The sequence below is a fragment of the Ferrimonas marina genome (genome assembly GCF_900129905.1).
GTDB classification, from domain to species: Bacteria; Pseudomonadota; Gammaproteobacteria; order Enterobacterales; family Shewanellaceae; genus Ferrimonas; species Ferrimonas marina.
The window spans coordinates 214,877-238,998 of sequence record NZ_FQXG01000006.1 but is presented as its reverse complement, the minus strand read 5'-3'; the positions used below and the strand labels follow the sequence as shown (position 1 = coordinate 238,998).

The 24,122-nt window shown below is 61.6% G+C and carries 25 protein-coding genes; 4 read left to right on the top strand and 21 right to left on the bottom strand.

Going from position 1 to position 24,122, the window contains the following annotated elements; translation table 11 throughout:
- The first annotated feature begins 79 nt into the window (after positions 1-79).
- Entirely contained in the window at positions 80-706 is a 627-nt protein-coding gene (locus tag BUC04_RS15625; protein WP_067664965.1) for a GNAT family N-acetyltransferase, read from the top strand.
- A gap of 55 nt (positions 707-761) precedes the next feature.
- On the opposite strand, the gene ubiA is transcribed toward BUC04_RS15625, so the two are convergent.
- The 20 genes from ubiA to BUC04_RS15530 all read right to left on the bottom strand — a co-directional run bounded on the left by ubiA (position 762) and on the right by BUC04_RS15530 (position 21,258).
- On the bottom strand, positions 762-1,631 hold the full coding sequence (gene ubiA / locus BUC04_RS15620; RefSeq protein WP_067664968.1) for a 4-hydroxybenzoate octaprenyltransferase: 870 nt from the start codon (positions 1,629-1,631) through the stop codon (positions 762-764).
- 80 nt (positions 1,632-1,711) lie between these two features.
- Positions 1,712-3,334: a methyl-accepting chemotaxis protein gene (locus BUC04_RS15615; RefSeq protein WP_067664971.1), complete on the bottom strand. Its 1,623-nt coding sequence runs from the start codon at positions 3,332-3,334 to the stop codon at positions 1,712-1,714.
- Positions 3,335-3,483: 149 nt separating this feature from the next.
- Positions 3,484-3,999, bottom strand: a complete 516-nt coding sequence (locus tag BUC04_RS15610) for an aminoacyl-tRNA deacylase (RefSeq protein WP_067664974.1) — start codon at positions 3,997-3,999, stop codon at positions 3,484-3,486.
- A gap of 55 nt (positions 4,000-4,054) precedes the next feature.
- Entirely contained in the window at positions 4,055-5,032 is a 978-nt protein-coding gene (locus BUC04_RS15605; protein WP_067664977.1) for a glutathione S-transferase family protein, read from the bottom strand.
- 78 nt (positions 5,033-5,110) lie between these two features.
- The gene (locus BUC04_RS15600) at positions 5,111-5,530 is read right to left on the bottom strand and encodes a DoxX family protein (protein ID WP_073325986.1); all 420 of its coding nucleotides are present in this window, start codon (positions 5,528-5,530) and stop codon (positions 5,111-5,113) included.
- 116 nt (positions 5,531-5,646) lie between these two features.
- Positions 5,647-6,183 (bottom strand): hypothetical protein, encoded by a 537-nt coding sequence (locus tag BUC04_RS15595; RefSeq protein ID WP_143165750.1) that lies wholly within the window; start codon positions 6,181-6,183, stop codon positions 5,647-5,649.
- On the bottom strand, positions 6,180-6,698 hold the full coding sequence (locus BUC04_RS15590; RefSeq protein WP_067664983.1) for a hypothetical protein: 519 nt from the start codon (positions 6,696-6,698) through the stop codon (positions 6,180-6,182). Before BUC04_RS15590 ends, BUC04_RS15595 begins: the two co-directional genes overlap by 4 nt.
- 349 nt (positions 6,699-7,047) lie before the next feature.
- On the bottom strand, positions 7,048-8,031 hold the full coding sequence (locus BUC04_RS15585) for a formate dehydrogenase subunit gamma (RefSeq protein ID WP_067664987.1): 984 nt from the start codon (positions 8,029-8,031) through the stop codon (positions 7,048-7,050).
- A 59-nt stretch (positions 8,032-8,090) separates the two neighbouring features.
- Positions 8,091-8,666 (bottom strand): formate dehydrogenase FDH3 subunit beta, encoded by a 576-nt coding sequence (fdh3B, locus tag BUC04_RS15580; RefSeq protein WP_067664990.1) that lies wholly within the window; start codon positions 8,664-8,666, stop codon positions 8,091-8,093.
- Between the two features lie 14 nt (positions 8,667-8,680).
- Positions 8,681-11,545 (bottom strand): formate dehydrogenase subunit alpha, encoded by a 2,865-nt coding sequence (locus tag BUC04_RS15575; RefSeq protein WP_067664993.1) that lies wholly within the window; start codon positions 11,543-11,545, stop codon positions 8,681-8,683.
- A 14-nt stretch (positions 11,546-11,559) separates the two neighbouring features.
- Positions 11,560-11,754 (bottom strand): twin-arginine translocation signal domain-containing protein, encoded by a 195-nt coding sequence (locus BUC04_RS15570; protein ID WP_067664996.1) that lies wholly within the window; start codon positions 11,752-11,754, stop codon positions 11,560-11,562.
- Positions 11,755-12,727: 973 nt separating this feature from the next.
- Positions 12,728-12,889, bottom strand: a complete 162-nt coding sequence (locus tag BUC04_RS23995) for a hypothetical protein (protein WP_156480048.1) — start codon at positions 12,887-12,889, stop codon at positions 12,728-12,730.
- A 35-nt stretch (positions 12,890-12,924) separates the two neighbouring features.
- The gene (locus BUC04_RS15565) at positions 12,925-13,860 is read right to left on the bottom strand and encodes a formate dehydrogenase subunit gamma (protein WP_373277987.1); all 936 of its coding nucleotides are present in this window, start codon (positions 13,858-13,860) and stop codon (positions 12,925-12,927) included.
- A gap of 123 nt (positions 13,861-13,983) precedes the next feature.
- Positions 13,984-14,562, bottom strand: a complete 579-nt coding sequence (gene fdh3B, locus BUC04_RS15560) for a formate dehydrogenase FDH3 subunit beta (RefSeq protein ID WP_067665000.1) — start codon at positions 14,560-14,562, stop codon at positions 13,984-13,986.
- Between the two features lie 18 nt (positions 14,563-14,580).
- Complete coding sequence (locus BUC04_RS15555) at positions 14,581-17,445, bottom strand: formate dehydrogenase subunit alpha (protein WP_067665002.1); 2,865 nt, start codon at positions 17,443-17,445, stop codon at positions 14,581-14,583.
- A 9-nt stretch (positions 17,446-17,454) separates the two neighbouring features.
- A complete protein-coding gene (locus tag BUC04_RS24295) occupies positions 17,455-17,655 on the bottom strand; it encodes a twin-arginine translocation signal domain-containing protein (protein WP_067665005.1) in 201 nt (66 codons plus the stop codon).
- 156 nt (positions 17,656-17,811) lie between these two features.
- Positions 17,812-18,438 (bottom strand): TorD/DmsD family molecular chaperone, encoded by a 627-nt coding sequence (locus BUC04_RS15545; RefSeq protein WP_067665008.1) that lies wholly within the window; start codon positions 18,436-18,438, stop codon positions 17,812-17,814.
- 13 nt (positions 18,439-18,451) lie between these two features.
- Entirely contained in the window at positions 18,452-20,146 is a 1,695-nt protein-coding gene (locus tag BUC04_RS15540) for a 4Fe-4S binding protein (protein WP_067665011.1), read from the bottom strand.
- 126 nt (positions 20,147-20,272) lie between these two features.
- Positions 20,273-20,806 (bottom strand): DUF3306 domain-containing protein, encoded by a 534-nt coding sequence (locus tag BUC04_RS15535; protein WP_067665014.1) that lies wholly within the window; start codon positions 20,804-20,806, stop codon positions 20,273-20,275.
- Positions 20,803-21,258 carry a DUF3305 domain-containing protein gene (locus tag BUC04_RS15530; RefSeq protein ID WP_067665017.1) on the bottom strand — a complete coding sequence of 152 codons (456 nt, stop codon included), beginning with the start codon at positions 21,256-21,258 and terminating at the stop codon, positions 20,803-20,805. The genes BUC04_RS15535 and BUC04_RS15530 overlap by 4 nt, the downstream gene beginning before the upstream one ends.
- A gap of 247 nt (positions 21,259-21,505) precedes the next feature.
- On the opposite strand from BUC04_RS15530, the gene BUC04_RS15525 reads away from it, so the two are divergent.
- The 3 genes from BUC04_RS15525 (at position 21,506) to BUC04_RS15515 (ending at position 23,824) form a co-directional block, all read left to right on the top strand.
- Positions 21,506-22,339, top strand: coding sequence for a formate dehydrogenase accessory sulfurtransferase FdhD (locus BUC04_RS15525; protein WP_067665020.1), 834 nt, complete (start codon positions 21,506-21,508; stop codon positions 22,337-22,339).
- Positions 22,336-23,241, top strand: coding sequence for a helix-turn-helix transcriptional regulator (locus BUC04_RS15520; protein WP_067665023.1), 906 nt, complete (start codon positions 22,336-22,338; stop codon positions 23,239-23,241). The genes BUC04_RS15525 and BUC04_RS15520 overlap by 4 nt, the downstream gene beginning before the upstream one ends.
- Before the next feature lie 130 nt (positions 23,242-23,371).
- Positions 23,372-23,824: a glycine zipper family protein gene (locus BUC04_RS15515; RefSeq protein WP_067665026.1), complete on the top strand. Its 453-nt coding sequence runs from the start codon at positions 23,372-23,374 to the stop codon at positions 23,822-23,824.
- Positions 23,825-23,860: 36 nt separating this feature from the next.
- Here BUC04_RS15515 and BUC04_RS15510 read toward each other — a convergent pair whose 3' ends face one another.
- Positions 23,861-24,112 carry a hypothetical protein gene (locus BUC04_RS15510; protein ID WP_067665029.1) on the bottom strand — a complete coding sequence of 84 codons (252 nt, stop codon included), beginning with the start codon at positions 24,110-24,112 and terminating at the stop codon, positions 23,861-23,863.
- Positions 24,113-24,122: the final 10 nt, after the last annotated feature.

Sequence of the window (24,122 nt, the reverse complement as noted above, 5' to 3'; positions counted from 1 at the left end):
TTATACTGGGGTCACAGATCCCCAGCGGCCCTTGAAGGATAATCGCGCCGCCTTTTTTCTCCCTGCGCTTAGGATAGTTATGACTCTGAACACCCTGCTCAATGGCAACCGCCTGCCCCTGTCAGGCCAATACACCCTGGATCTGCTTCAGCCCAGCGACATGCCGGCGATCTGTACCATGCTGGCGGATGAGCAGGTGCACCGTCACCTGTTCTTTGCCCCGGCACCGGAGCAGGTGTTCTACGACTATTTCAACCCGCAGTTCGATGCCATGAGCCGTGCCATCGCCCAAGGTACGCCGGCAAAGGGCCCGCTGATGCTGGCTCTGCGCGATGGCCAGGGGAAGTTTGCCGGCATGGCAGCACTGGTGCCGGTCGAGGGCGAGGCGGGTGTCTATGACATCGGCTACCAGCTGCCGGTGGCCAGCTGGGGCCAGGGCCTGGCGACTGCCGCCTGCCGGGTGCTGACCCAGATCGCCTTCGACCAGCTGGGCGCAGAGCGAGTCCGGGCCGACACCTACGACAGCAACCAGGGCAGCAAGCGGGTGCTGGAGAAGTGTGGCTACGGCCGAACCCACAAGATCTATGGCCACTTTGAGCAGGGTCAGATCGACCAGTGCTGGTTCGCCATGACCGCCGCCCAGTACCAGCGCTCGGCCCGGGTGGCCGGCGACGAGATGGCACGCCGTACCCCGGCTGCGGCCTGAGTCGACCGCAACAAAAAAGGCAGCCCCGAGGGCTGCCTTTTTTTGTGGTTTCGGGTTAACGCAGGGCGAAATCCACCACCACGGCGGTGAACAGCACCGCGCCGGCCCAGTTATTGTTGAGGAAGGCCTGGAAGCAAGCCTCGCGCTCTCGGCCGCGGATCAAACGCTGTTGATGGACGAACAGCGCAGCCATCAGCAACAGCCCCAGCATGAAGACCGGCCCCATCGCCAGGCGCAGGCCGATGCCCAGCAGCAACACCAGGGTGGCCAGCTGGAACAGGGCGATCCAGTGTCGCTCCCAGCGACCAAACCAGATGGCGCTGGAGCGCACGCCGATCTTCAGGTCGTCCTCCCGATCCACCATGCCGTACATGGTGTCGTAGGCCACGGTCCAGCACCAGTTGGCCAGGAACAGGTACCAGGCGATGGTCGGTACCTCACCGGTCTGTGCCGCAAAGGCCATGGGGATCGACCAGCTCCATACCACCCCGAGGAACATCTGCGGGGCGGCAAGAAAGCGCTTGGTAAAGGGGTAGATCACCGTCAGCACGATACCAACGTAGGCCAGCTTGACCGTCAGAGGGTTGAGCTGCAGCACCAGGCCGTAACAGATCAGCCCCACCAGCACGAACAGCGCCAGTGCCTCCTTGGCGCGGATCTCACCGCTGGCCAACGGCCGGCCACGGGTTCGGGCCACATGGGCATCGATCTTACGGTCGGCAAAGTCGTTGATGATGCAGCCGTTGGCGCGCATCAGCCAGACACCGGTAAAAAACACGGCCAATACAAACAGGTCGGGAATACCGCCAGCGGCAAACCAAAGGGCGGCCAGGGTGGGCCACATCAATAAGAACGTGCCGATGGGCCGGTCAAGGCGAGCCAGGCGCCAGTAGGCGTCCAGGCGACCCTGCATAACTGCGAGCATGGATCCTGCCTTATCAGGGATAACGATGGCGCCATTATGCGACATCGCCCCCACCCTGTCAGCTCACTTTGCCCTTCAGATCACAGTTTAAATTTCGCCAGCTGGTCGCTGAGGTGGCGGGCGCTCTGGCGCAGTTCCTGGCTACGCTGAGCCAGTCGCTCGGCCTGCTCACTGACGTTGTGACCGGCGTCGTTGGCTCGCTGCAGGTTATCGCTGACCTGGGCCGCCACCGCCCGCTGCTCCTCTGCCGCCGCGGCGATGTGGCCACTGCGCTGATTGGCTTGCTGCACCTGCACCACCACCTCCTGCAGTCCCTCGGACAGCTGCTCTACCGACTCCGCCCCCTTGAGCGCCAGCTGACGGCTGTCGCTCATCATCTTGACCGAGGTGGCAGCGTCGCTTTGCAACCGGGTGACCTGCTGCTTGACCTCAGAGGTGGATTGCTGAGTATGACTGGCCAGCTGGCGCACCTCATCGGCCACCACGGCAAAGCCCCGGCCCTGATCACCGGCCCGGGCCGCCTCGATGGCGGCGTTCAGTGCCAGCAGGTTGGTTTGATCGGACAAGCCATCGATCACCTCGGTCACCTCATTGATCGCCAACACCCCCTGGCGCAGTGCGGTGATCTGCTCACTGCTGCACTCAATGGTGTCGGTCAGCTGGCGGATCTGGGTGGCAGCCTGGGTCATATCCCCGGCGCCCTCGGCGCTGCGCTGGCTGACCCGTTGAGTCACCTCGGCAGTCTGCTCCGCCTGTTGTGCCACCTGCTGCACCGATTCACGCATCTGGGTCATGGCACAGGCCACCTGGTCGAGCTGCTGCTGCTGTAGGTTGACCTCGTTCTGGCTGGACTGACAGGCCTCGGCGATCCGCTGCGCCTGGCTCTCATTTTGACTCACCGCCTGCTGCACCTGGCCCAGCAGTTGCGCCAGCCGTTGCTGGGCCTGTTTCAGCGCCTGGGCCAGGTGGCCCAGCTCATCGCCTCGCTCGGTCAGTGCAGAGGTTCGCTCCCGCAGATCCCCCTGTGCCAGCCGTTCGCAGACCTTCTCCAGCTCGGCAATTGGGCCGACGATGTCCCGTCGTATGGTGCGGTTGACCACCTCGGTCAACAGCAATGCGGCCAGGGCGACCCAGACCAGCTGCATCAGTACCTCCTTGGCCAGTGCCAGGGGATCCACCGCATCGATGGCGGTGCCGATCACCCAGTCCCATTCCGGGATCGCCTTGACGTAGGCGTACTTGGCCTGGGCCAGCTCACCGGGCAGTTGCTCGTTATAACGGACAAACCCTTCGCTTTGCTGCGCCACCAGGGTCAGCATCCGGTCCCAGTAGTGATCGCCCTGCAGGTGCTGTTGGCGAACGTCCTGGCCCAGCAGCGCAGGCCAATGGGGGTGACTGAGCAGCCGCCCCTCGCTGTCCATCACCCAAAAGAAATTGCCCTCGTCGTAACGCAAGCCGCTGATCACCTCCAGTGCGCGCTCCTGGGCTGCGGCCTGCCCCAGCTCCTGCTGCTGGCTTTGGTAACGCACCAGGATGGAGGCCCCCAGGCGCAGGTCATTTTCCAGATCGTGATCGATGGCCACGCGGGTAGCCTGAGTGGTGGTCCAGGCGGCGTACCCCAGCAGGGTCAGGGTGGCCAAAGCAGCCATCAGGCTCAGCAGCATCAGCTTGCGCCGGATCGGTAATCTGGATAACAGCGACATATTTTTTCCTAACTAAATCAAAACCGTAGGATTCTCCCTCTTTATGTTATCGGTAACTGTGATTGACCTCACCGGTCATGGATTCTTCATAAACCCGGGATCAAAAAAGGGCGCCCTTGGCGCCCCTGGATACAGTGTTAGCACTGTTGCTATTGCCAGTCCCAGCCCCGGGAGGGCTGGCCATAATCGGCGCTGCGGTCGATGCTGAAGCGACCGTGAGGGTGATTGGCCATCACCGCCAGGAAGGCCGCGTGGCTCAGGCGCACCAGGTGCTCGTGATCGCCCGCCTCCATGTACACCTCCGGCTCCTCCGACAGCAGCTCGTCGTAGATCGCCTGGAGATGATAGGGCTCACCGATGGCTGGCAAGGCACCCAGCTCGCAGTCGTCAAAGCTGCCGCGCATCTGGCTCTCCTTGATCAGATGCAGCTCGCGACCAAGTTGGTCACTTAGCTTCTTCAACAGCACCCGGTTACCGGCGGGGATCACCGCCAGGATCCGGCGCCCCTCATGGTCCTCCAGTAACACCGATTTGGCGGTTTGACGCACCGGCACCCCGGCGCTGATGGCGGACTGAACCGCCGACTGGCTGTGGCTGTGGGGCACCAACGAGTAGGACACCCCCAAGCTTTTCAGATAATCGCTGACGCGGATAGCAACACCCATAACCCCTCCCAACGACGGTTACATCCTGCTTTAAGTGTAGCCGTCGCAGCGTCGGTCAGAGCGCTTCCCGGCCATGCGGTGCATCCAGATCCAGCTCCGGCCCCACCGGCACCACCCGGGTAGGGTTGATCATGTCGTGGCTGTAGTAGTAGTGCCGCTTGATGTGCTCCATGTTGACCGTGGCGGCGACCCCGGGCCACTGGTACAGCTCCCGCAGGTAGCCGGACAGGTTGGGGAAGCTGGCCAGTAGCTGCCGGTTGCACTTGAAGTGGCCGAAGTAGACCGCATCGAAGCGCACCAGGGTGGTGAACAGGCGCCAGTCAGCTTCGGTCACCTGGCTGCCCAACAGGTAGCGCTGCTGACCCAGCCGCAGCTCCAGCCGGTCGAGCGAGGCGAACAGGCGTTCATAGGCCGCCTCGTAGGCGCTCTGGCTGGTGGCAAAGCCGGCCCGATAGACGCCGTTGTTGATGTTGGCGTACACCTCTTCGTTGACCTGCTCGATCTCATCACGCAACGCCTCTGGCCAGAAATCCTGTTGATTGCCGGTGAGATGATCAAAGGCGCTGTTGAACATGCGAATGATCTCCGACGACTCGTTGTTGACGATACGCTGGGTCTGGGTGTCCCACAGCACCGGCACGGTAACCCGACCGGAGTAGTCTGCCTGGTTGGCGGTGTAGACCTGGTAGTGGTAATCAAAGCCGTGCAGCTTGTCACCGCTGGAGCCGGTGGCGGTGTCGAAGGTCCAGCCCTTATCCAGCATATCCGGGCTGACCACCGAGACCTCGATGTAGTCCTCCAGCCCCTTCAGCGCGCGGAAGATCAGGGTGCGGTGAGCCCAGGGACAGGCCAGGGAGACATACAGGTGATAGCGCCCCTTTTCGGCCTTGAAGCCACCGTTGCCGGTGGGGCCCGGGCTGCCATCCGGAGTGATCCAGTTGCGCAGCTGTGCCTGCTCACGCACAAACTCGCCCTTGTTGCCTTCGGTGTCGTACCAGACGTCATGCCAGACGCCCTTTACCAGTTGTCCCATGGTCAGCTCCTTAGCGGTTTACCATCTTGGGGAAATGCCGTGCTCCGAGGCGCCGTTGGCCGGCGCCGCGGATGGGGGTTACTTGGCCAGCTTGGCGTCGAGGCTCAGCTTGCCCGGGCCGTGCAGGGTCAGCAGCAGGAAGCCGCCAGCCATCGCCAGGTTCTTGGCAAGGGCGTTGAAGTCATTGGCCAGGTCATTGTGGAAGATCAGCGCAGAAAGGACACAGAAGCCGGCAAGCAGAAAGGCCACCAGTCGGGTTTTCAGGCCGATCAGCAGGGCGATGCCACCGAACAGCTCCAGCGCCACCACCGGATAGAGCAGGATGCCGGGGACGCCCATGGACTCCATCCAGCCTTGGGTCCCGGCGAAGCTGCCGATCTTGCCGTAGCCGGCCATGATGAAGATGAAGGCCATCAGGGCGCGGGCCAGCAGATCGGTGGGGGCCGCGAGGGAGTGGTTTTGCGAAACAGGGTGAGAGGTGGTTTGCGAGGTGCTCATGGTCAGTCCTTGGATTCGATCTTGATTGAAGACAAGGACTATATTAGTGCGATTTACTAAGAGTAAAATCGCAAATAAACGGCTAAAGCGTTCTATTAAATAGAACCAACAGCACCTCAATACTCGCAATTCATAGTGTTGACCCTATCACTGGTGCAGTAGCGCTCGGCGATCTGGTAGCCCAGGTATTGCTCGCCTTGCCAGCGGAAGGTCATGTACTGACGGTACAGCCGGGGTGAGGTCTCCAACTGCCCCTCGTTGCTGATCTTGTTGCGCTCCAGCAGGTTGTAGAGCCAGACCAGCAGGTTGAAGCTGTCCACCACGACATCATCCCGCTTGAGCACATAGCGCTGATCCAGGTAGACCTGGTAGCGCTGGGTCTCACCCTGGTTGGGCAGGCGATGATGACCGGGAAAATAGCGGCTGAAGTTGGCCAGGGTCGGCTCGGAATCCAGTTGCTTGAGCGAGACACGGTAGGCCTGCTCAATGTCCTCCAGCTCCGCCAGGCTGTCGATCACCTTGGGCTCATAGCCAGGCAGGGTACTGCGCAGTGGGTTGCTGCAGCCAATCAGCAGGAGCAAGAGCAATGCCGGCGCATACCATGGCAAACGCCGCGCTCTGGCGTTGTCACTCATCCCGCCGCTGAGGCTCATAACTGGGCTCCTGAATGGCTGGGCAATTCCGCCGTCACCCCGGTCGCCAACTCTGCCGTCACTGCCCCATCGCAGCTGGTCAGCGCCTGGTTGCCAAGGAAGCACTTGGGTGCTTCAACCTGGTGGCCAAGATAGCTGCCCTGGCGCCACTGGAACACCATACTTTGCCTGAGGTGGTAAGGGGCCTTACCCTCCAGCCTGAGGGTATGACGCATCAAGCGGTACAGCTTGCTGCCCCAGTGGGCCTGCGGATCCGTCAGGTGATAGGGCTGATCATGCGAGACCCGGTAGCGCAGCACGCCATCGTCACTGGGTACATGATCGAAGTGCTGAAAATACTTGGGGAAGTCATGCAGGTTGGGATTGGCCTCGAACTGGGTCAAGGCGCGGTGATAAAGCTGCTCGATGCTGGCCAGTTCGGTGTGACAATCCACCCTGGGGGTAGCGGTGGTTCTGACATAGCTGCTGCAGCCGCTGAGCAGGGCAACCAGCAGCAGCGCCATCCATGGGGTCATAGGGCTTCCTCTTCCGTGTCTCGACAGGCGGCATAGAGTTCGTCCCTAAAGGTCGGGACAAAGTTCCGCAAGTGCCTATATTTTACTCTCTTTAACAATAATGGCGCCCACTGGGGGCGCCATTGATACGGATCAAACAGAGATCATCAAGCTAATGCTGGATGGCCCCTTATTCCTTGTACTTCAGAGTGCCGTCGGCCTTGATCTCGTCGTACCGGAACACTTGAGCTGGTGCTGGACTCCAGCACCAGCCACAAGCTTATTCCTTGTACTTCAAAGTGCCGTCGGCCTTGATCTCGTCGTACCGGAACACTTGAGCTGGTGCTGGACCCCAGCACCGCCCATAGGCTTATTCCTTGTACTTCAGAGTACCGTCGGCCTTGATCTCGTCGTACCACACATTGTGGTGCTGGATCGCCCAGTTCTCGTCGCAGTAACCGGACACCATGCACTCCATGCCACCTTCAGACAGCACGGTGGCCATGAAGATGTGCACCACGGAGAACGCGGTGATGATGATGGCCGCCGCACCGTGGGCAATCAGAGCCAGCAGGCTCAGGCTACGGGACGGGTTGACGTACTCGGGGAACAGCAGGATCACACCGGAGACGGCGATCACCGCACCGAACAGCACGAAGCACCAGAACCACACCTTCTCACCGGCGTTGGCAAAGCCCGCATCCGGGTGCTTGCCCTTGAACGGACCGAAGTTGATGTAGCCACCCACCACCATGAACCAGGCGATGTCGTACTTGGCGGGGATCTGGTTCTTGGCCCACTTCACGCTCATCAGCAACCAACCCAACAGGAAGGGGATCGCCATGTAGTCGTGCACCGGCTTGGCAATGGCGCCCAAGCTGGCCAGGGCTTCCGGACCCATCAGCGGTTCGATGATCAGACGGCCGGCCAACAGCACCAGACCGGTGAGGATCAGCAGCAGGCAGGGGATCGCCCCCAGCCAGTGGATCGCCACGTCGGCCTTGGACCAGCGGTACACCATCTTACCGGAGAAGCCGTCGTGCAGTTTGGACGGGCCATTCACCAGGATAAACAGGATGAACACCCCGATCATGCCAAACAGCGCCAGCGCCAGGGCCGGCGCCAGGTAGTCGCTGCGCGCCGGCAACAGGCGCTCATCAACGGTGTTGATCAGCTGACCGTGGTGATCCACCGAGGAGGTGGTGCGACCCACTTCCCCTTGCTGGATCGCCTGCCACAGCACGTCGGACGGGTTCCCGGCCTGTTCGGCCACGGTACCAGGGTCCGCCGCCAGAGCCAGGGCCGGCAACATCAGCACCAACGCCAACAGGGGCTTTATCAGGTTTTTGAACATAGTTACTCCTTGCGGCACGAAAGGGGCGATCCGAGGATCGCCCCTTCGTTACTCAGGCCTTAGCCCCAGGCACCGTCTTTGTGACCACGGGTGACCACACGCTCGCGGTAGATGTCGGACACGACGCCCGCATCACCGGCCAGCAGGGCCTTGGTGGAACACAGCTCGGCACACATCGGCAGCTTGCCTTCGGCGATACGGTTGGCACCGTACTTCACCTTCTCCTCGGCGGAGCCCGGCTCGGTGTTCGGGCCACCGGCACAGAAGGTGCACTTGTCCATCTTGCCCTTGCCGCCGAACGCCGATTTTTTCGGGAACTGCGGGGCACCAAACGGACAGGCGTACAGGCAGTAGCCACAGCCGATGCAGCGGTCCTTGTCGTGCAGGACGATACCGTCTTCGGTCTGGCTGAACACGTTGACCGGGCACACCTTCATACAAGGGGCGTCGTCGCAGTGCATGCAGGCCACGGAGATGGAGGCTTCCTTGCCAACGACACCGTCGTTGACCGTCACCACGCGGCGACGCTGGATGCCCCACTCAAGCGCGGAGTCGTTCTCGTTCTTACAGGCGGTGACACAGCCGTTACACTCGATGCAGCGCTTGGTGTCACACATAAACTTCATTTGAGCCATGAGTCAGCTTCTCCTTACGCTTTCTCGATTTCACACAGGGAACACTTGGTTTCCTGCATCTGGGTCACCGGGTCATAACCGTAGGTCATGGCGGTGTTGGCGGATTCGCCCACCACGTAGGGCTTGGTGCTGACACCACCGGACTCGGGGTACTGCAGCTCTTCGCCTTCGAACACACCAGCAAAGTGGTAAGGCATAAAGCACTCGCCCTCGGTCACACGCGGGGTCACCATCGCCTTCATGCCGATAACGGCACCTTCCGGCGACTTCAGCTTGACCTCGTCACCGTCGCGGATACCACGGTCGGCTGCATCGGCAGGATGGATCTCAACGAACATCTCCTGCTGCAGCTCCGCCAGCCACGGGTTGGAACGGGTCTCTTCACCACCACCCTCGTACTCCACCAGACGACCGGAGGTCACCACCAGCGGGAACTTCTTATCGAGGTTGTCGCTGATTACCTTATCCTGGATGGACTTGAACAGGGTCGGCAGACGATGTACCTGCATGTCATCGTGGGTCGGGTACTTGGTGATCAGGTCACGACGCGGGGTGTACAGCGGCTCACGGTGCAGCGGGATCTCATCCGGGAAGGTCCAGACCTTACAACGGGCCTTGGCGTTACCGAACGGGATACAACCGTGGGCCATGGCCACACGCTGGATACCACCGGAGATGTCGGTCTTCCAGTTCTTGCCTTCGGCGTGCTGCTTCTCTTCCGCGGTCAGCTCGTCCCACCAGCCCAGTTGCTTGAGCATGTCGGCGGTGAATTCCGGGTGACCGTCACCCAGCTCATTGCCTTTGGAACCGGCATCTTCAGCCAGGATGTTGACCCCATCGTGCTCCACACCGAAGCGGGCACGGAAGTTACCGCCACCTTCCATTACGTGCTTGGAGGTGTCGTACAGGATGTGGGTACCCGGGTGCTTCAGCTCCGCGGTGCCCCAGCACGGCCACGGCAGACCGTAGGTTTCGCCGCGAGCCGGGCCACCCGGTGCGGACAGGTCTTCCCAGGAGAAGGTGTGCCAGTTTTCCTGGTGCATCTTCAGACGCTCCGGAGACTGACCGGTGTAACCGATGGTCCACATACCCTTGTTGAATTCGCGGGTGATGTCTTCGATCAGCGGCTCGTCGCCGTTCACCTTGATGTTCTTGAACAGCTGGTCAGCGATGCCCACCTTCTTAGCGATCTTGTACATGATCACGTGGTCCGGCAGGGACTCGAACATCGGCTCGGTCACTTGGGTACGCCACTGCAGAGAACGGTTGGACGCAGACAGAGAACCGTAGGTCTCGAACTGGGTCGCCGCCGGCAGCAGGTAAACACCGTCCTGACGCTGCGGCATGACACCGGCCATGGTCGGGTACGGGTCAACCACCACCACGGTGTCCATCTTGTTCAGTGCTTCACGCACCTCACGGCCACGGGTTTCGGTGTTAACGGACTGACCCCAGAAGAATGCCAGACGGATGTTGTCTTTCTGACCGATCTTGTTCTTGTCTTCCAGCACGCCATCGTGCCAGCGAGAACAGGGGATCCCGGGGGTGTTCATCGGCACCTTGCCCAGGTAGGTACCCTGGTCGAAGCGGGCCTTAACCCAGTCAAACTCCAGATCCCAAACGTTGGACCAGTGACGCCAGGCACCTTCGGACAGACCGTAGTAGCCCGGCAGGTTGTCGAACAGCAGACCGAAGTCGGTCGCGCCCTGTACGTTATCGTGGCCACGGAAGATGTTGGCACCGCCACCGGATACGCCCATGTTGCCCAGCGCCAGCTGCAGGATGGAGTAGGCACGGGTGTTGGCGTTACCGACGGTGTGCTGGGTACCACCCATACACCATACGATGGTGCCCGGACGGTGCTCGGCCAGGGTCTTGGCCACGCGGTACATCTGCTCACCAGAAACGGAAGTCACGTCTTCCACTTCTGCCGGAGTCCAGCGCTTCACCTCTTCACGGATGGCGTCCATACCGTACACACGACGCTTGATGAAGTCTTTGTCTTCCCAACCGTTCTCAAAGATGTGCCAGAGCAGGCCGTAGATGAAGGGGATGTCAGTACCGGGGCGGATATGCACGTACTCGTCAGCGTGGGCTGCAGTACGGGTGAAGCGGGGGTCCACCACGATCATCTTGGCGCCGCGCTCTTTACCAGTGAGCACGTGGGACATGGCAACCGGGTGCGCTTCAGCGGCGTTAGAACCGATGAACAGCATCGACTTACAGTTGTGCATGTCGTTGTAGGAGTTGGTCTGCGCACCGTAACCCCAGGTGTTGGCCACACCGGCTACGGTGGTGGAGTGACAGATCCGGGCAGAGTGGTCGATGTTGTTGGTGCCCCAGACGGCTGCCATCTTACGGTACAGGTAGCACTGTTCGTTGGAGAACTTGGCGCTGCCCATGAAGTAGATGGAATCCGGACCGGACTCTTCGCGAACGGCCAGCATCTTGTCGCCGATCTCGTTGATCGCCTGATCCCAGGACAGCTTCTTCCACTTACCACCTTCCAGCTTCATCGGGTATTTCACCCGCTTGTCGCTGTGGGTGTGGTAACGCAGGGAGGCGCCCTTGGCACAGTGGCCACCGCGGCTGATGGGGTGATCGAAAGCCGGCTCCTGGCCAACCCATACACCGTTCTCAACCTCGGCGTAGACACCACAACCAACAGAACAGTGAGAACAGATGGTCTTCACGGTCTCGGTCTTGCCACCGGCGCTGGCGGCGACGGACGCTTCCGCCTTGCGCATCATGCCGGCACCCAGCATGGAGGCAGCGGCGATGCCACCGGTGGTCACACCGGCGTTCTTCAAAAACTGGCGACGGTTCAGGCCCAGGGCCTTGGCATTCTCAGCAACCGCTTGAGTTCGAGTCAGTTTCATTGTTGCTCTCCCCCTTACTGACCACGCGCAACGGCGTAGTAGTTGCGGATGTGGTCGGTTTCGCGGTAGCCGATGCCATCTTTAGCTTCGACCTTCGGAGTGTCTGCCAGAGCGGCAGGGCTTACGGCTGCGGCTGCAACACCTACTGCGGAGCCAGCGGCGACCGTCTTGAGGAATTGGCGACGAGCCATCTCGGGTTTCTTATTCATAACCATCCTTACTGGGTTACTTCTCACTGCCCAACCCGCCACCCAAGGCTTGGGTCACAGGTTTGATCCTTTCGCGTCATTGCTCACACGCAGAGGCAAGAATGACGAAGGGAGGTGCAAAATAACTTGATCCAGCACAACCTTTGAAGGCGCTCAAAAAAGCACCAGCAGGCCTAATTTCTTCGTCTTTTTGTCCAAAGTGGACAATTTGGGACACGCCAGTGTGAGAACAGTTATCAGTTGGATGGGAGCGGGTTGAAACACGGTAATCTGGCTCGGTTTTTGGCCGTCGTAGCGCACATATTCAAATTGCCATTTTGTGACACGCATCACGCCAAGTAGTTGAGTTCAAACGCCTTCACTTATGGTTTCCAGCGATCTCCTCCGGCTTGAGTGAGACCGGATTGGCCGTCGCTCAAAGCGCCAGGTTGGCAAACCGGGTTCAGGCTTTCAGGGGTAAATCGGTGGGTGCCCCGAGGGGAGGATACGTGGCCAAGAAAAAGCCCTATCGCGGATCTCCGAGGACAAGTGCCCATTGAAGCTCTAAAACTGTGTGAAATCGGCACATCTCAGTTTGATCAAACTTCCTTCCCATGCTTGATGAACCAACGGCTCTTGCGCCGACTTTGAGGTGCCCGAGTAGAGGCGTCATCGACAAGGCTGAGGGCCAGGATGGCCCGAATGACCAGCGGAGGCATGGAGGCCGACTCTGGTCTTTGCCGCCAGTCGATGCCGCCAATACGAGGATTAAGCACCGATTGGAGGCAAGGGGGTTCCAAGGGGGCGGAACGCCCCTTTGGTTGCTGTCGCCAACGCGACAAAGTTACCTAGTAAATAGTGATTAGTCGCACTATTGGCAGTTAACCCCGCAAATTTGCGAAGAACCAAGAAAAAGCCCCGCGATGCGGGGCTTTGATGTCGGCGTTTCTGAACATCGTAGCGGGTGCTGCTTGAGCAACACCCGCCCCCGAAGTCACCCCTCTTTGTACTGAAGGGTACCGTCGGCCTTGATGTCGTCGTACCGGAAGGGATTGCTGGTGCTGCGGAAAACACCAGCTAATCTAGCTTCACTCCGTCGGCCTTCCTTGTACTGCAGGGTACCGTCGGCCTTGATGTCGTCGTACCGGAACATCATAGCGGGTGCTGCTACAGCAACACCCGCCCCCGAAGTCACCCCTCTTTGTACTGAAGGGTACCGTCGGCCTTGATGTCGTCGTACCAGACATTGTGGTGCTGCTTGGCCCAGTTCTCGTCCACGTAGCCGGAGGTCATCGCCGGGAAGCCCCCCTCGGACAGTACGGTGGCCATAAAGATATGCACCACGGTAAAGCCGGTCAGCACGATGGCTGAGGCGCCATGGATGACGATGGCGGTCATGCTGGCAGTGCGGCTGGGGTTGATGTACTCCGGGAACAGCATGACGGCACCGGAGCCGATCACCGCCAACCCAAAGATCACAAAGCTCCAGAACCACAGCTTCTCACCGGCGTTGGAGAACCCCGCATCCGGGTGCTTGCCCTTGAAGGGCCCGAAGTTGAGGTATCCCCCCACCACCATGAACCACTTCAGGTCGTAGCTGGCCGGGATGTTGTTGGCCATCCAGCGCACCATGGCGAGCACCGCAAAGATGGAGAACGGTATCGCCATGTAGTCGTGTACCGGTTTGGCGATGCCCGCCAGGGCGCCTACGCCTTCCTGCCCCAGGAAGGAGCCAAAGACGAAACGCCCCGCCAGCAATGCCAGCCCGGTGACGATCAACAGCAGACAAGGGATCGCCATCAGCCAGTGGATCCAGATGTCGATCTTTTTCCACCGCAGTACCTCGACGCCGGAGTAGCCATGCTCCAACTTGGCGGCACCATTGACCATCACGAACAGCGCGAACACCAGGATCATGCCAAACAGCGCCAGTGACAGCGCCGGCGCGATCCAGTCGGAACGGGCCGTCAACAGCCCCAGATCGTAGGTGTTGATCAGGCTGCCATGGAACTCCCCGGCGGAGGTGGTGCGACCCACCTCGCCGTTCTTGATATCCAACCAAAGTGGATTGAGTCCCTCGGTAGTGCCACCCCCTGTGCCTTCCACTTCAGCGGCCTGGGCCGCCATTACGGATTGCACCAGGGCGGCGTCCTGATCCGGCGCCTCTTCGGCCAACGCACTGCCCATACCCAGCGCAAACGCCAGGGCGAGTAGCCAGTGCCAATGCTTAGCCTGTTTCATAGCTCCTCCCTAGCCGGCCCAGCCTGCGTCTTTGGCACCCCGAACTGCTACGCGCTCCCGGAAGATCCCGGAGATCACCTCAGAGTCACCGGACAGCAGGGCCTTGGTGGCACACACCTCGGCACAGAACGGCAGTTTGCCTTCGGCGATGCGGTTGGCACCGTACAGCCGGGCCTCCTTCTCGCTGCCCACCTCGGCATCCGGACCACCGGCACAATAGGTGCACTTGTCCATCTTGCCTTTGCCGGCAAACGCTGCCTTTTTCGGGAACTGCGGCGCGCCAAAGGGGCAGGCGTAGAGGCAGTAACCGCAGCCGATGCACTTGTCCTTGCTGTGGCGGATGATCCCTTCTGCGGTCTGCTCAAAGCAGTCCGCCGGGCACACCGCCATGCAGGGCGCATCGGAGCAGTGCATGCAGGCCACCGAGATGGAGACCTCCTTGCCGACCACACCATCGTGCATGGTCACCACCCGTCGGCGGGAGATCCCCCACTCCAGGGCGGTGTCGTTCTTACTCTTACAGGCGACGGTACAACCGTTGCATTCGATGCAGCGCTTGGTGTCGCACAGGAATTTCATCGTTGCCATAAGTAACGTCTCCCTTCCTTAAGCCTTACTGATCTGGCAGATCGACACCTTGGTCTCCTGCATCTGGGTGACGATGTCATAGCCGTAGGTCAGGGCCGTGTTGGCCGATTCCCCTTGGATATAGGGCACCGTTCCCTCCGGGTATCCCGGAACCAGGGACTCGCCTTCGAAGATGCCGGCAAAGTGATAGGGCATGAAACATTCGCCCGGGATCACCCGTTCGGTCACCATGGCGTGGATGTGCAGCTTGGGTCCTTCCGGCGAGTGCAGGATCACCGCATCGCCATCGCGGATCCCCCTATCAGCCGCATCGGCTGGGTTGATCTCCACGAACATGGTCTGCTGCAGCTCCGCCAACCAGGGGTTGGAGCGGGTTTCCTCGCCACCGCCCTCGTACTCCACCAAACGGCCGGAGGTCACGATCATCGGGAACTTCTTGTCCAAGTCCTCGGCGATCACCTTCTCCTGGATGGAGCGGTACAGGGTAGGCAGACGGGCAACCTGACGGTCCTCGTAGCTGGGGTATTTGATCGCAAGGTCGCGACGCGGGGTGTACAGCGGCTCACGGTGAACCGGGATCTCATCCGGGAAGGTCCAGACCCGGCAGCGGGCCCGAGCGTTACCGAACGGGATACAGCCGTGGGCCATGGCGACCCGCTGGATACCACCGGACAGGTCGGTCTTCCAGTTTCGCCCTTCTGCGGCAGCCTGCTCTTCCGGGGTCAGTTCATCCCACCAGCCCAACTGCTTGAGCATGTCCGAGGTGAACTCCGGATGGCCATCGCCGATCTCGTTGCCCTTGGAGCCGGCGTCCGCCGCCAGCAGATTGTCCCCTTCGTACTCCACACCGAAGCGGGCACGGAAGTTACCGCCCCCCTCCATCACGTGCTTGGAGGTGTCATAGAGGATGTGGGTACCCGGGTGCTTGAGCTCCGGGGTGCCCCAGCACGGCCACGGCAAGCCGTAGGTTTCGCCCTTGGCCGGGCCGCCCTTGGCCTGCAGATCTTCGTACTCGAAGGTGCCCCAGTTCTCCTGGTGCAGCTTGAGGCGTTCCGGCGACTGGCCGGTGTAGCCGATGGTCCACATTCCGCGGTTGTACTCACGGGTGATGTCCTCGATCAGCGGCACGCTGCCTTCCACCTTGATGTTCTTGAACATCTGGTCGGCGATACCCACCTTCTTGGCGAGCAAGTACATGATCTCGTGATCCGGCTTGGACTCAAACACCGGCTCCACTACCTGGCTACGCCATTGCAGCGAACGGTTGGAAGCGGATACGGAGCCGTAGGTCTCAAACTGGGTTGCCGCTGGCAACAGGAACACGTTGTCCTTGCGGGTATGCATCACCCCGGCCATGGTCGGGTAGGGATCTACCACCACGATGGCGTCCATCTTGTTGAGCGCTTCCCGCACCTCACGGCCACGGGTTTCGGTATTGACCGACTGGCCCAGGAAGAACGCCAGACGGACATTGTCCTTCTGACCGATCTTGTCCTTGTCCTCCAGCACGCCATCGTGCCAGCGAGAACAGGGGATCCCCGGTGCGTTCATCGGTGTGGCGCCCAGGTAGGTGCCCTGATCAAAGCGGCCCTTAACCCAGTCGTATTCCAGATCCCACACCCGTGACCAGTGCTGCCAGGCGCCTTCGGACAGGCCGTAGTAGCCGGGCAGGTTGTCGAACAGCAGGCCAAAGTCGGTGGCCCCCTGTACGTTGTCGTGGCCACGGAAGATGTTGGCACCACCACCGGAGACGCCCATGTTGCCCAGGGCCAGCTGCAGGATGCAGTAGGCGCGGGTGTTGGCGTTACCTATGGTGTGCTGGGTGCCGCCCATACACCAGACGATGGTGCCAGGCTTGTGCTCATGCAGCATCTTGGCGACGCGATGCATCTGCTTCTCACCGACGCCGACGATGTTTTCCACCTCGGCCGGCGGATAGTTCTGCACCTCCTCGCGGATCGCCTCCATGCCCCAGACCCGACGGTCGATGAAGTCCTGATCCTCCCAGCCGTTCTCAAAGATGTGCCAGAGCAGGCCGTAGATGAAGGGGATGTCGGTACCGGGACGGATGTGAACGTACTCGTCCGAGTGCGCCGCGGTGCGGGTATAACGTGGGTCCACCACGATCATCTTGGCGCCGCGTTCCTTGCCCAGCAGCACGTGCTGCATCGCCACCGGGTGCGCTTCCGCCGCGTTAGAGCCGACAAACAGCATCGCTGCACAGTTGTGCATGTCGTTGTAGGAGTTGGTCATCGCCCCGTAGCCCCAGGTGTTGGCTACCCCGGCCACCGTGGTGGAGTGACAGATCCGGGCGGAGTGGTCGACGTTGTTGGTGCCCCACATGGCCGCCAGCTTGCGGTACAGGTAGGACTGCTCGTTGTTGGTCTTGGCCGAGCCCATGAAGTAGATGGAGTCCGGACCGGACTCTTCACGGATCTTCAGCATCAGGTCACCGACCTGGTTGATCGCCTCTTCCCAGCTGAGCTTCTTCCACTGGCCATTCTCCAGTTTCATCGGGTACTTCACCCGCTTCTCACTGTGGGTGTGGTGGATCAGCGAGGCGCCCTTGGCGCAGTGACTGCCCCGGTTGATGGGGTGGTCAAAGGCCGGCTCGTGGGCAACCCAAACCCCGTTCTTAACTTCGGCGTAAACGCCACATCCCACACTACAGTGGGAGCAGATGGTGCGAACGGTCTTGGTTTCCCCGGAGCCACCGGCGTCGGCGGCGTGGGCCTTTTGGATCATGCCGGTGCCCAGCATCGAGGCGGCGGCGATGCCACCTGTGGTCACCCCGGCTTGCTTGAGGAACTGACGACGATTTAGACCTAGCGAGTCCCTCTCGGTAGTGGATGCTTTGGTTGGTACTTTACGTGTGAGCTTCATCCTGACCTCCTATTTGAGACGCAAGGTTGCGTAGTAGGTGAGGACGTGGGGGGTTTCACGATAGCCGGTTGACTTCGTGTCGTCAGGAGTGGCCGCTTGGCTCTCCGGGGCTGCCTGCACAGCAGTGCTGGTCAGCGCCGCGGCTCCCGCGCCCAGGCCTAAGGCCTTGAGGGCTCGGCGGCGGTCCTGTTGGGGCTGCCTGTCTTTCATAACACCTCCATGGTGTTTTGAGGTGCTGGTGGCCTTTGTGATGGACTCTCAGCGGGAAAGCCCATCACAAAAGGCCGCCAGTACCTTTTGGTTTAAGGTGGGGCGACAACCCTCTGCCCCACCACCGGAAATCGAACAGACCGGCCTGTTTCCGGCTTAGCCGGTCTGTTGCACCTTCACATCCAGCAGCTGGTTGCTGAAGGTGGTGGCCTCAGTGGCAAAGAACGCCTGACCCAGTGCCGCAACACCGGTGTAGAAGGAGGCGTTGCTGGCCTTGGCCAGATCATCAAAGAACTTGCTGACCCAGGGCTCCAGGTGACGTTGCCAGAAGGTCAGCTGGTCGGCTTGGCCGCCCTCCAGCAGCAGGAAGGCCATCACCTCGCACAGCGCGGCCAGGTGGTCTTCCGGCTCCTTGACCTCCTCCTGGCGGGCAAAGCCCAGCTGGGCCAGGTCCTGGCGCAGCAGCGCCAGCGGTTGGTCCATCAGCGAACCGGTCAGGTACCAGCTGGTGTAGGGGATTACCTCACCGTGTCCCAGGCCGATAAACAGGTTGAAGTACTCATCTTCCAGCGGCTTGCCCTGGTGGGTTTGGGCAGACAGCTTGAGCGCGTGCCAGGCACGCAGCATCTCGTTGTCGCTGTCGCTCTCCAGCTCCAGCTCGGCCAGGAAGCCGATCAGCTCCGGGGTCGGTGCCTGACGCAGCAGCGCCGCCAGCAACTGGTAGATGTCAGCCCGAAGCTGGTGGTGCTCAGTGACGATGCGATTTTGTTGTTGTTCAGTCATTACTACCTCGGACTCAGACCCGCAGTTGCTTTTCGGGATCGTTCAGGATGTCGGTGAACATGTCCTTAACCCGACAGTCTTCACACATTTTCAGACGCTGCAGCGCGTCACCGGCAAAGGCACTGTGGCCCGCCAGCGCGGTGGTCATCTTCTCGATCACCGCCTTGGTGGCAAACGGCTTGCCACAGGTGATGCATTCGAAGGGCTCCTCCTCCTTCAACACGGTTACCGCCTGACGCGCATCGCGGTCGAGCAGAACCCGGCTGGACAGGGTGATCGCCTTCTCGGGGCAGGCCCGCTCACACAGGCCGCACTGGACACAGGGCTGCTCCTGGAACTTCAGGGCCGGGCTGTCACCACCATCCAGCAGGGCGCCGGTGGGGCACAGCGAGGTGCAGCTCATGCACAGGGTGCACTTGTCGGTGTCGACCTGGATCTGGCCGTAGGGCACGCCAGCCAGGGCCAGGGCCTCGGTGGACGCAGCGCATGCACCGTTGATGTGGTCCAGGGCGTTGAACAGGGTATCGCGCTTGGCCAGGTCATTCGGGAAGGCTGCCACCGGCAGCGCAGGCCATTGGCCGCTTTGAGCCACCTGCGCCGCCAGCTGCGCCAGGTCGTCGCTGCGGATCAGGGCGATGCGGTCCGCCTCAGTGCCAACGGCGCTGAGCAGGGACTGGGCCAGGGCTTGCTCCTTCTCCACCAACGCCAGCAGGGTCGGCGGGGTCATCTCGGTGGTCAGCACCAGTACCTGGCGCGCGCCCCAGGCCAGGGCGGCAAACCAGCTGTCGATGCCGGCCACGGCCACCTCTTCCAGGGCCACCGGCAGCACCTGACCGGGCAGCTGTTGCATCGCCTTGAGGGCGGCCTCACCGGCGGTCTGATCGTGCAACAGCACCACCGGACGCTGATCAGACAGCTCCAGGTAGCGGGTCAGCAGGCGCTTGAGGTAATCCCGCAGCACGCTGGGGGTGGGTTGGTCGTAGCTGATCGCCCCGGTGGGACAGGCACTGGCACAGCTGCCGGCACCGTGACACTGGTAGGGGTCGATCTGGATCATGCCTTCCACTGACTCGATGGCGTCTGCCGGGCAGACGTTGAGGCAGCGGGTGCAGCCATCCACACCACTGGAGTGGTGGGCGCAGATGTCGCTGTTGATCTTAACGTAGCGGGGCTTGTCGAACTGGCCCACCAGCTCCGGCAACTGGGCCAGGGCATCCGCCAGCTTGTCGGCATCGTCGCCAACGTGGAAGTAGCCCGGCGGCAGCAGCTCAAGGCTGATGGCCGGTTGCTGACCCAGGTCCAGGATCAGGTCGTAGTGAGGGCGACGCACGGCGCCCGGGGCCAGCTCAATCTGGCTGATCCCTTCTGGCTCACGGATGAACACCTGGAACTGACCAAGGAAGCCCTTGATGGTCAGCTCGCGGCTGTAAAAGGCGGGCAGAGACTCGGTGGCCTCGGCAGCGGCCATCACCCGCTCCAGGTGGGCCTCGTCCTGGCTGCTCACCGCTTCGGTGGCCAGCAGGGTTCGACTGGCCATGCCGTCCAGTTGGGCCGCGGCCAGGCGGATCTGGTCCTCGGCACCGAGGATCAACAAGTGACCCGCAGTGTTGTAAGACACCGTTTGCGGGATCAGGTTTTCCAACATTGTGGTTTGGGCCAGGCTTTGCTCACGAGCCTGGTCCAACGCCGCATTTTCAAATGTGCTCACTATGCGTTCCTAGTTATTGTGATCGTTTCCACGCGGCCACCTCTGCGGGTTTGGGCTGCATGGCGTTGACCCATCCGGCATTGTGCAAAAAATGCACCACTCCTGGATGAGTCAGGTTCAGCTCGGTTACGCCTCGCTCTGCGGTTTGTCCGCCGATTTGTCCAGGTCTGCGACAATTTGTCCGTCCGCATCCCCGTCGCTGGTTAATTCTGGGTCTTTTCGGGGGGTCGCCGGGGCCTGCTCGGCCAACTGGGTCTCCTCCTCGTCCACCTCTTTCACCACATGGCGGAACACCTTCTCCGCCAGCTCTGCCGCTACCTTGGCGGTGAGCTTGGGCTGCGCTGCGTAATCCAGGTCGTACTCGCACAAGCCATCCCGCACATTGTAGTGGGGCTGCTTCCACAGCGAGCGCAGCGCCTCTTTGCGCTGCAGCGGATCGACGTCCGGCTTCATAAAGGCGGCAAAGCTGCCCCCCTCCTCGATCTCCTCGGGATTGGGCAGTACCTCCTCTTCCGCCGCTACCTCTTCGCCTTCCGGCTCTGAGGGAGCCTGCTCGGCGGCCTGGGCCTGTTGCAGCTCGGCCTGTTCGGCTTCGTCGCTCTCCTCCTCGCGCGCGACCTCGTCGCGGCGCTGCTGCCAGCGCTTGAACAGGCCACTCATGCCTTGTTCCTCTTGTCCTTCACCTCACCGCGGACATCAATGTGCTTGCGGCGGTGAGCCTGAATGGGCTGCTCACCATGACGGGTCAGGAAGGACTCCAGCCAGCAGGCGATCGCCTCCGGGATGGGACAGGTCAATACCGGGGTATCCCCCTCCAGCGCACCCGCCGCCACGTTCTGATTGGCGGTGATCAGCATAGGGATCGGCACGCCATCGCCCTTGTCATCACAGACCACAAACAGCTTGGGGTTGGGCAGGTCGAGGTTGAGGCGGTAGTTGGCCCGTTCATCAAGGAACAGCTCCATGGCCACCAGGTGGGCGCCCTCCGGCTTCTCACCCTTGGCGGGCAGCAGGGAGTCGATCTCCCAGCGCAATTGGCTCCAGCGCCCCACCTTGACTTCGGTGGACTTCAAGGACACGTAAAGTGGCCAGATAGATTCACTATGTTGCATGGCATACCTGCGTATCGAGCGTATGACACAGTCTAGGCAATTTTCGTTCCAACCTGATTTCGGCCTCCAGACAGGATCCGGATCACGCTGTGGCGGTCGAACGGGACAAATTGTCCTTAGCAGGGTGGGACAAGCTGGGACACCTGGCAGAGCAAAGCGTGATCCGGATCCCGCACCGATCCCCGTGGACGGCTGGAACGGCTTTTGCATCGCTGGGGGATATTGTTTGCCCATGGTAATGCACGCTATGACCCAGAACCTGTCCCGCCCGCGCCTGTCGCGCACCCATGCGGAAGCTCCGCTGACCCTGGCCGTTACCGCGGTCGATGAGAAGGGCCAGACCCAGGACAAGATGATCGCCTGCGAGCGGCCACTGACCCTGTACCTCAACTGGCAGCCCATCGTCACCCTGATGACCCTGGGGGCACGGCCGGAAGCGCTGGCACTGGGCTACCTGAAGAACCAGGGCTTCATCACCGACATCCATCGGGTCACCTCGGTGATCGTCGACTGGGAGGTGAACTCCGCCGCCATCATCACCGACGAGGACACCAGCCATGTGCAGGAGAAGCTGTCGGAGAAGACGGTCACCAGCGGCTGCGGCCAGGGTACGGTGTTTGGCAGCTTTACCGCCGGTATCGACGAGATCCAGCTGCCTACTCCCAGCCTGAGCCAGAGCGGGATCTACGCCCTGCTGAAGAACCTGGGCCAGTACAACGACACCTATAAGAATGCCGGCGCCGTGCACGGCTGCGCTATCTGCCAGGGTGACCAGATCCTCAGCTTCGTCGAGGACGTGGGTCGCCACAACGCGGTGGATACCCTGGCCGGCGAGATGTGGCTGGAGGGGCTGCAGGGGGGCGACAAGATCTTCTACACCACCGGTCGACTGACCTCGGAGATGGTGATCAAGGTGGCCAAGATGGGGATCCCGGTGCTGCTGTCGCGCTCCGGCATCACCGAGATGGGCCTGACCCTGGCGCAACAGCTGGGGATCACCATGATCGCCCGGGCCAAGGGCCGTCACTTCCTGATTTACCACGGCGCGGATACCGTCCAATTTGATGGGGAACTTGCATGAACGACAACGCCGATAACCTGTTTCTCAACGCCAAGCAGGTCGCCGACTATCTCGATCTGAACGAGAAGAAGGTCTATGCCATGGCCAACGAGCGTCAGCTGCCGGGCACCAAGATCACCGGTAAGTGGCTGTTCCCGAAGGCGCTGATTGACCGCTGGATCATCGAATCCTGTCACAGTGGCATGCTGTCCGACCGGCTGATTATCACCGGCTCCGACGACCCGCTGATGCACTGGGTGGTAGGCCGGGTGGGGCAACGCATCGGCAGTGCCGGCATGGTGAACTACTCCGCCACCGACTCCCGCCTGGGCCTGACCCACCTGGGCCAGGGCTACGCCGACGTCTGTTGCATCCACTGGGGCAACGAGGCGGAGCGGGACCTGCGTCATCCGGCCCTGCTCAAGCGCCACGCCAACTACAAGCAGTGGGTACTGGTGCACGTGGCCAGCCGTGACTATGGCCTGCTGATGCGCAACGAGCACCACCACCTGGGCCAGGCGATCGACGAGGCGCTGTCGCTGCGCTACCGCTGGCTCAGCCGCCAGGAGGGTGCCGGTGCCCGCTACCATTTCGATAACTGGCTGTCGGAACGCGGCCTGTCCGGCACCGACATCAACTTGGTGGGCACCGCCTTCAGCGAGCGTGAGCTGGCGGCGGGCATCGCCCGGGGCGAGGCGGACTTTGGCTTCGGCTGCCAGGGCGTGGCCGGCGAGTTCGGCCTGGCCTTCCTGCCACTGGGGCGGGAGTCGTTCGATATGGTGATGCCCCAGGGAGTGTTCTTCCGTCAGCACCTGCAGCAGCTGTTCAATGTGATGCAGCACCCGGATACCCTGACCCATGCCCAGCGCCTGGGGGGCTACGACCTGACCGACTCCGGCAAGCTGTTGTGGAGCGGCGCCTGACGCCAGGCCTGCCATAAAAGGCAAGACAGCGTAGCAAGACAAAAAGGCGGGCCCTGGGGCCCGCCTTTTTGTTGCCTGGGCCCAGGCGGGACGATCTATACCTAAAGCAGGCCCCCCAAGGAGTTGTCCCATGCGCCCCAACCTGCTGCTTGTTACCCTGTTCGCCAGCCCGCTGCTGGCCAATCCCATCATCTATCCCGCCGAGGGCCAATCGCCGGAACAGCAAAAACAGGACCAGGCGGAGTGCCAGCTGTGGGCGACGGACAACACCGGGGTCGATCCCGTGGCCCTGGCCAACCAGAGCGCACCGGCTCAGCAGGAGAGTGGCGGTGAGCGCCTGGGCGGCGCAGTGGGTGGTGCGGCTACCGGTGCGGTGATCGGCGCCATCGCCGGCGATGCTGGCAAAGGGGCGGCCATCGGGGCCGGTACTGGGGTGATTGCCGGCGGCGCGCGCCAGCGCCGCAAACAGGCAGGCAATGAGGCCGCGGTTCAGGCCCAGGAGCAGGACCGTCAGGCCCAGATGGACAGCTTTAACCGTGCCTTCCGGGCCTGCATGGAAGGACGGGGCTACAGCCTGCAGTGAGTTTGTCGATACGACCTGGGCGAGGTCAGCACTCGCTTACTTGGCCACCGCCTTGCCGCCGATGATCTTGTAGGCCGGGGTGCCCCGCACCAGGGTCTCGCGAGCGAACTGGCCACCGCAACCGGGACAGTGACAGGGCTTCTCGGTGAAGTCCTTGGCAATGCGCTCCTTGAAGCACTTCACCAGGCTGCCCTTGCCGCCCTTGTGGTAAACAAACAGCCGGGTACCACAGCGACAACACAGCACATCGACGGTGCGCCCCGGCAGGCGTTTGTTGGGTTTAGCCACGATGCGGTCG

Coding starts and splice junctions, on each gene's coding strand:
- fdh3B (WP_067664990.1), bottom strand. CDS start 8,666: ATGGCTCAAATGAAGTTTATGTGTGACACCAAGCGCTGCATCGAGTGT.
- BUC04_RS15565 (WP_373277987.1), bottom strand. CDS start 13,860: ATGGCGGCCCAGGCCGCTGAAGTGGAAGGCACAGGGGGTGGCACTACC.
- ubiA (WP_067664968.1), bottom strand. CDS start 1,631: ATGCTCGCAGTTATGCAGGGTCGCCTGGACGCCTACTGGCGCCTGGCT.
- BUC04_RS15595 (WP_143165750.1), bottom strand. CDS start 6,183: ATGAGCCTCAGCGGCGGGATGAGTGACAACGCCAGAGCGCGGCGTTTG.
- BUC04_RS15525 (WP_067665020.1), top strand. CDS start 21,506: ATGACCCAGAACCTGTCCCGCCCGCGCCTGTCGCGCACCCATGCGGAA.
- BUC04_RS15555 (WP_067665002.1), bottom strand. CDS start 17,445: ATGAAGCTCACACGTAAAGTACCAACCAAAGCATCCACTACCGAGAGG.
- BUC04_RS15615 (WP_067664971.1), bottom strand. CDS start 3,334: ATGTCGCTGTTATCCAGATTACCGATCCGGCGCAAGCTGATGCTGCTG.
- BUC04_RS15520 (WP_067665023.1), top strand. CDS start 22,336: ATGAACGACAACGCCGATAACCTGTTTCTCAACGCCAAGCAGGTCGCC.
- BUC04_RS24295 (WP_067665005.1), bottom strand. CDS start 17,655: ATGAAAGACAGGCAGCCCCAACAGGACCGCCGCCGAGCCCTCAAGGCC.
- BUC04_RS15610 (WP_067664974.1), bottom strand. CDS start 3,999: ATGGGTGTTGCTATCCGCGTCAGCGATTATCTGAAAAGCTTGGGGGTG.
- BUC04_RS15590 (WP_067664983.1), bottom strand. CDS start 6,698: ATGACCCCATGGATGGCGCTGCTGCTGGTTGCCCTGCTCAGCGGCTGC.
- BUC04_RS23995 (WP_156480048.1), bottom strand. CDS start 12,889: ATGATGTTCCGGTACGACGACATCAAGGCCGACGGTACCCTGCAGTAC.
- BUC04_RS15605 (WP_067664977.1), bottom strand. CDS start 5,032: ATGGGACAACTGGTAAAGGGCGTCTGGCATGACGTCTGGTACGACACC.
- BUC04_RS15570 (WP_067664996.1), bottom strand. CDS start 11,754: ATGAATAAGAAACCCGAGATGGCTCGTCGCCAATTCCTCAAGACGGTC.
- BUC04_RS15515 (WP_067665026.1), top strand. CDS start 23,372: ATGCGCCCCAACCTGCTGCTTGTTACCCTGTTCGCCAGCCCGCTGCTG.
- BUC04_RS15545 (WP_067665008.1), bottom strand. CDS start 18,438: ATGACTGAACAACAACAAAATCGCATCGTCACTGAGCACCACCAGCTT.
- BUC04_RS15535 (WP_067665014.1), bottom strand. CDS start 20,806: ATGAGTGGCCTGTTCAAGCGCTGGCAGCAGCGCCGCGACGAGGTCGCG.
- BUC04_RS15600 (WP_073325986.1), bottom strand. CDS start 5,530: ATGAGCACCTCGCAAACCACCTCTCACCCTGTTTCGCAAAACCACTCC.
- BUC04_RS15575 (WP_067664993.1), bottom strand. CDS start 11,545: ATGAAACTGACTCGAACTCAAGCGGTTGCTGAGAATGCCAAGGCCCTG.
- fdh3B (WP_067665000.1), bottom strand. CDS start 14,562: ATGGCAACGATGAAATTCCTGTGCGACACCAAGCGCTGCATCGAATGC.
- BUC04_RS15585 (WP_067664987.1), bottom strand. CDS start 8,031: ATGTTCAAAAACCTGATAAAGCCCCTGTTGGCGTTGGTGCTGATGTTG.
- BUC04_RS15625 (WP_067664965.1), top strand. CDS start 80: ATGACTCTGAACACCCTGCTCAATGGCAACCGCCTGCCCCTGTCAGGC.
- BUC04_RS15530 (WP_067665017.1), bottom strand. CDS start 21,258: ATGCAACATAGTGAATCTATCTGGCCACTTTACGTGTCCTTGAAGTCC.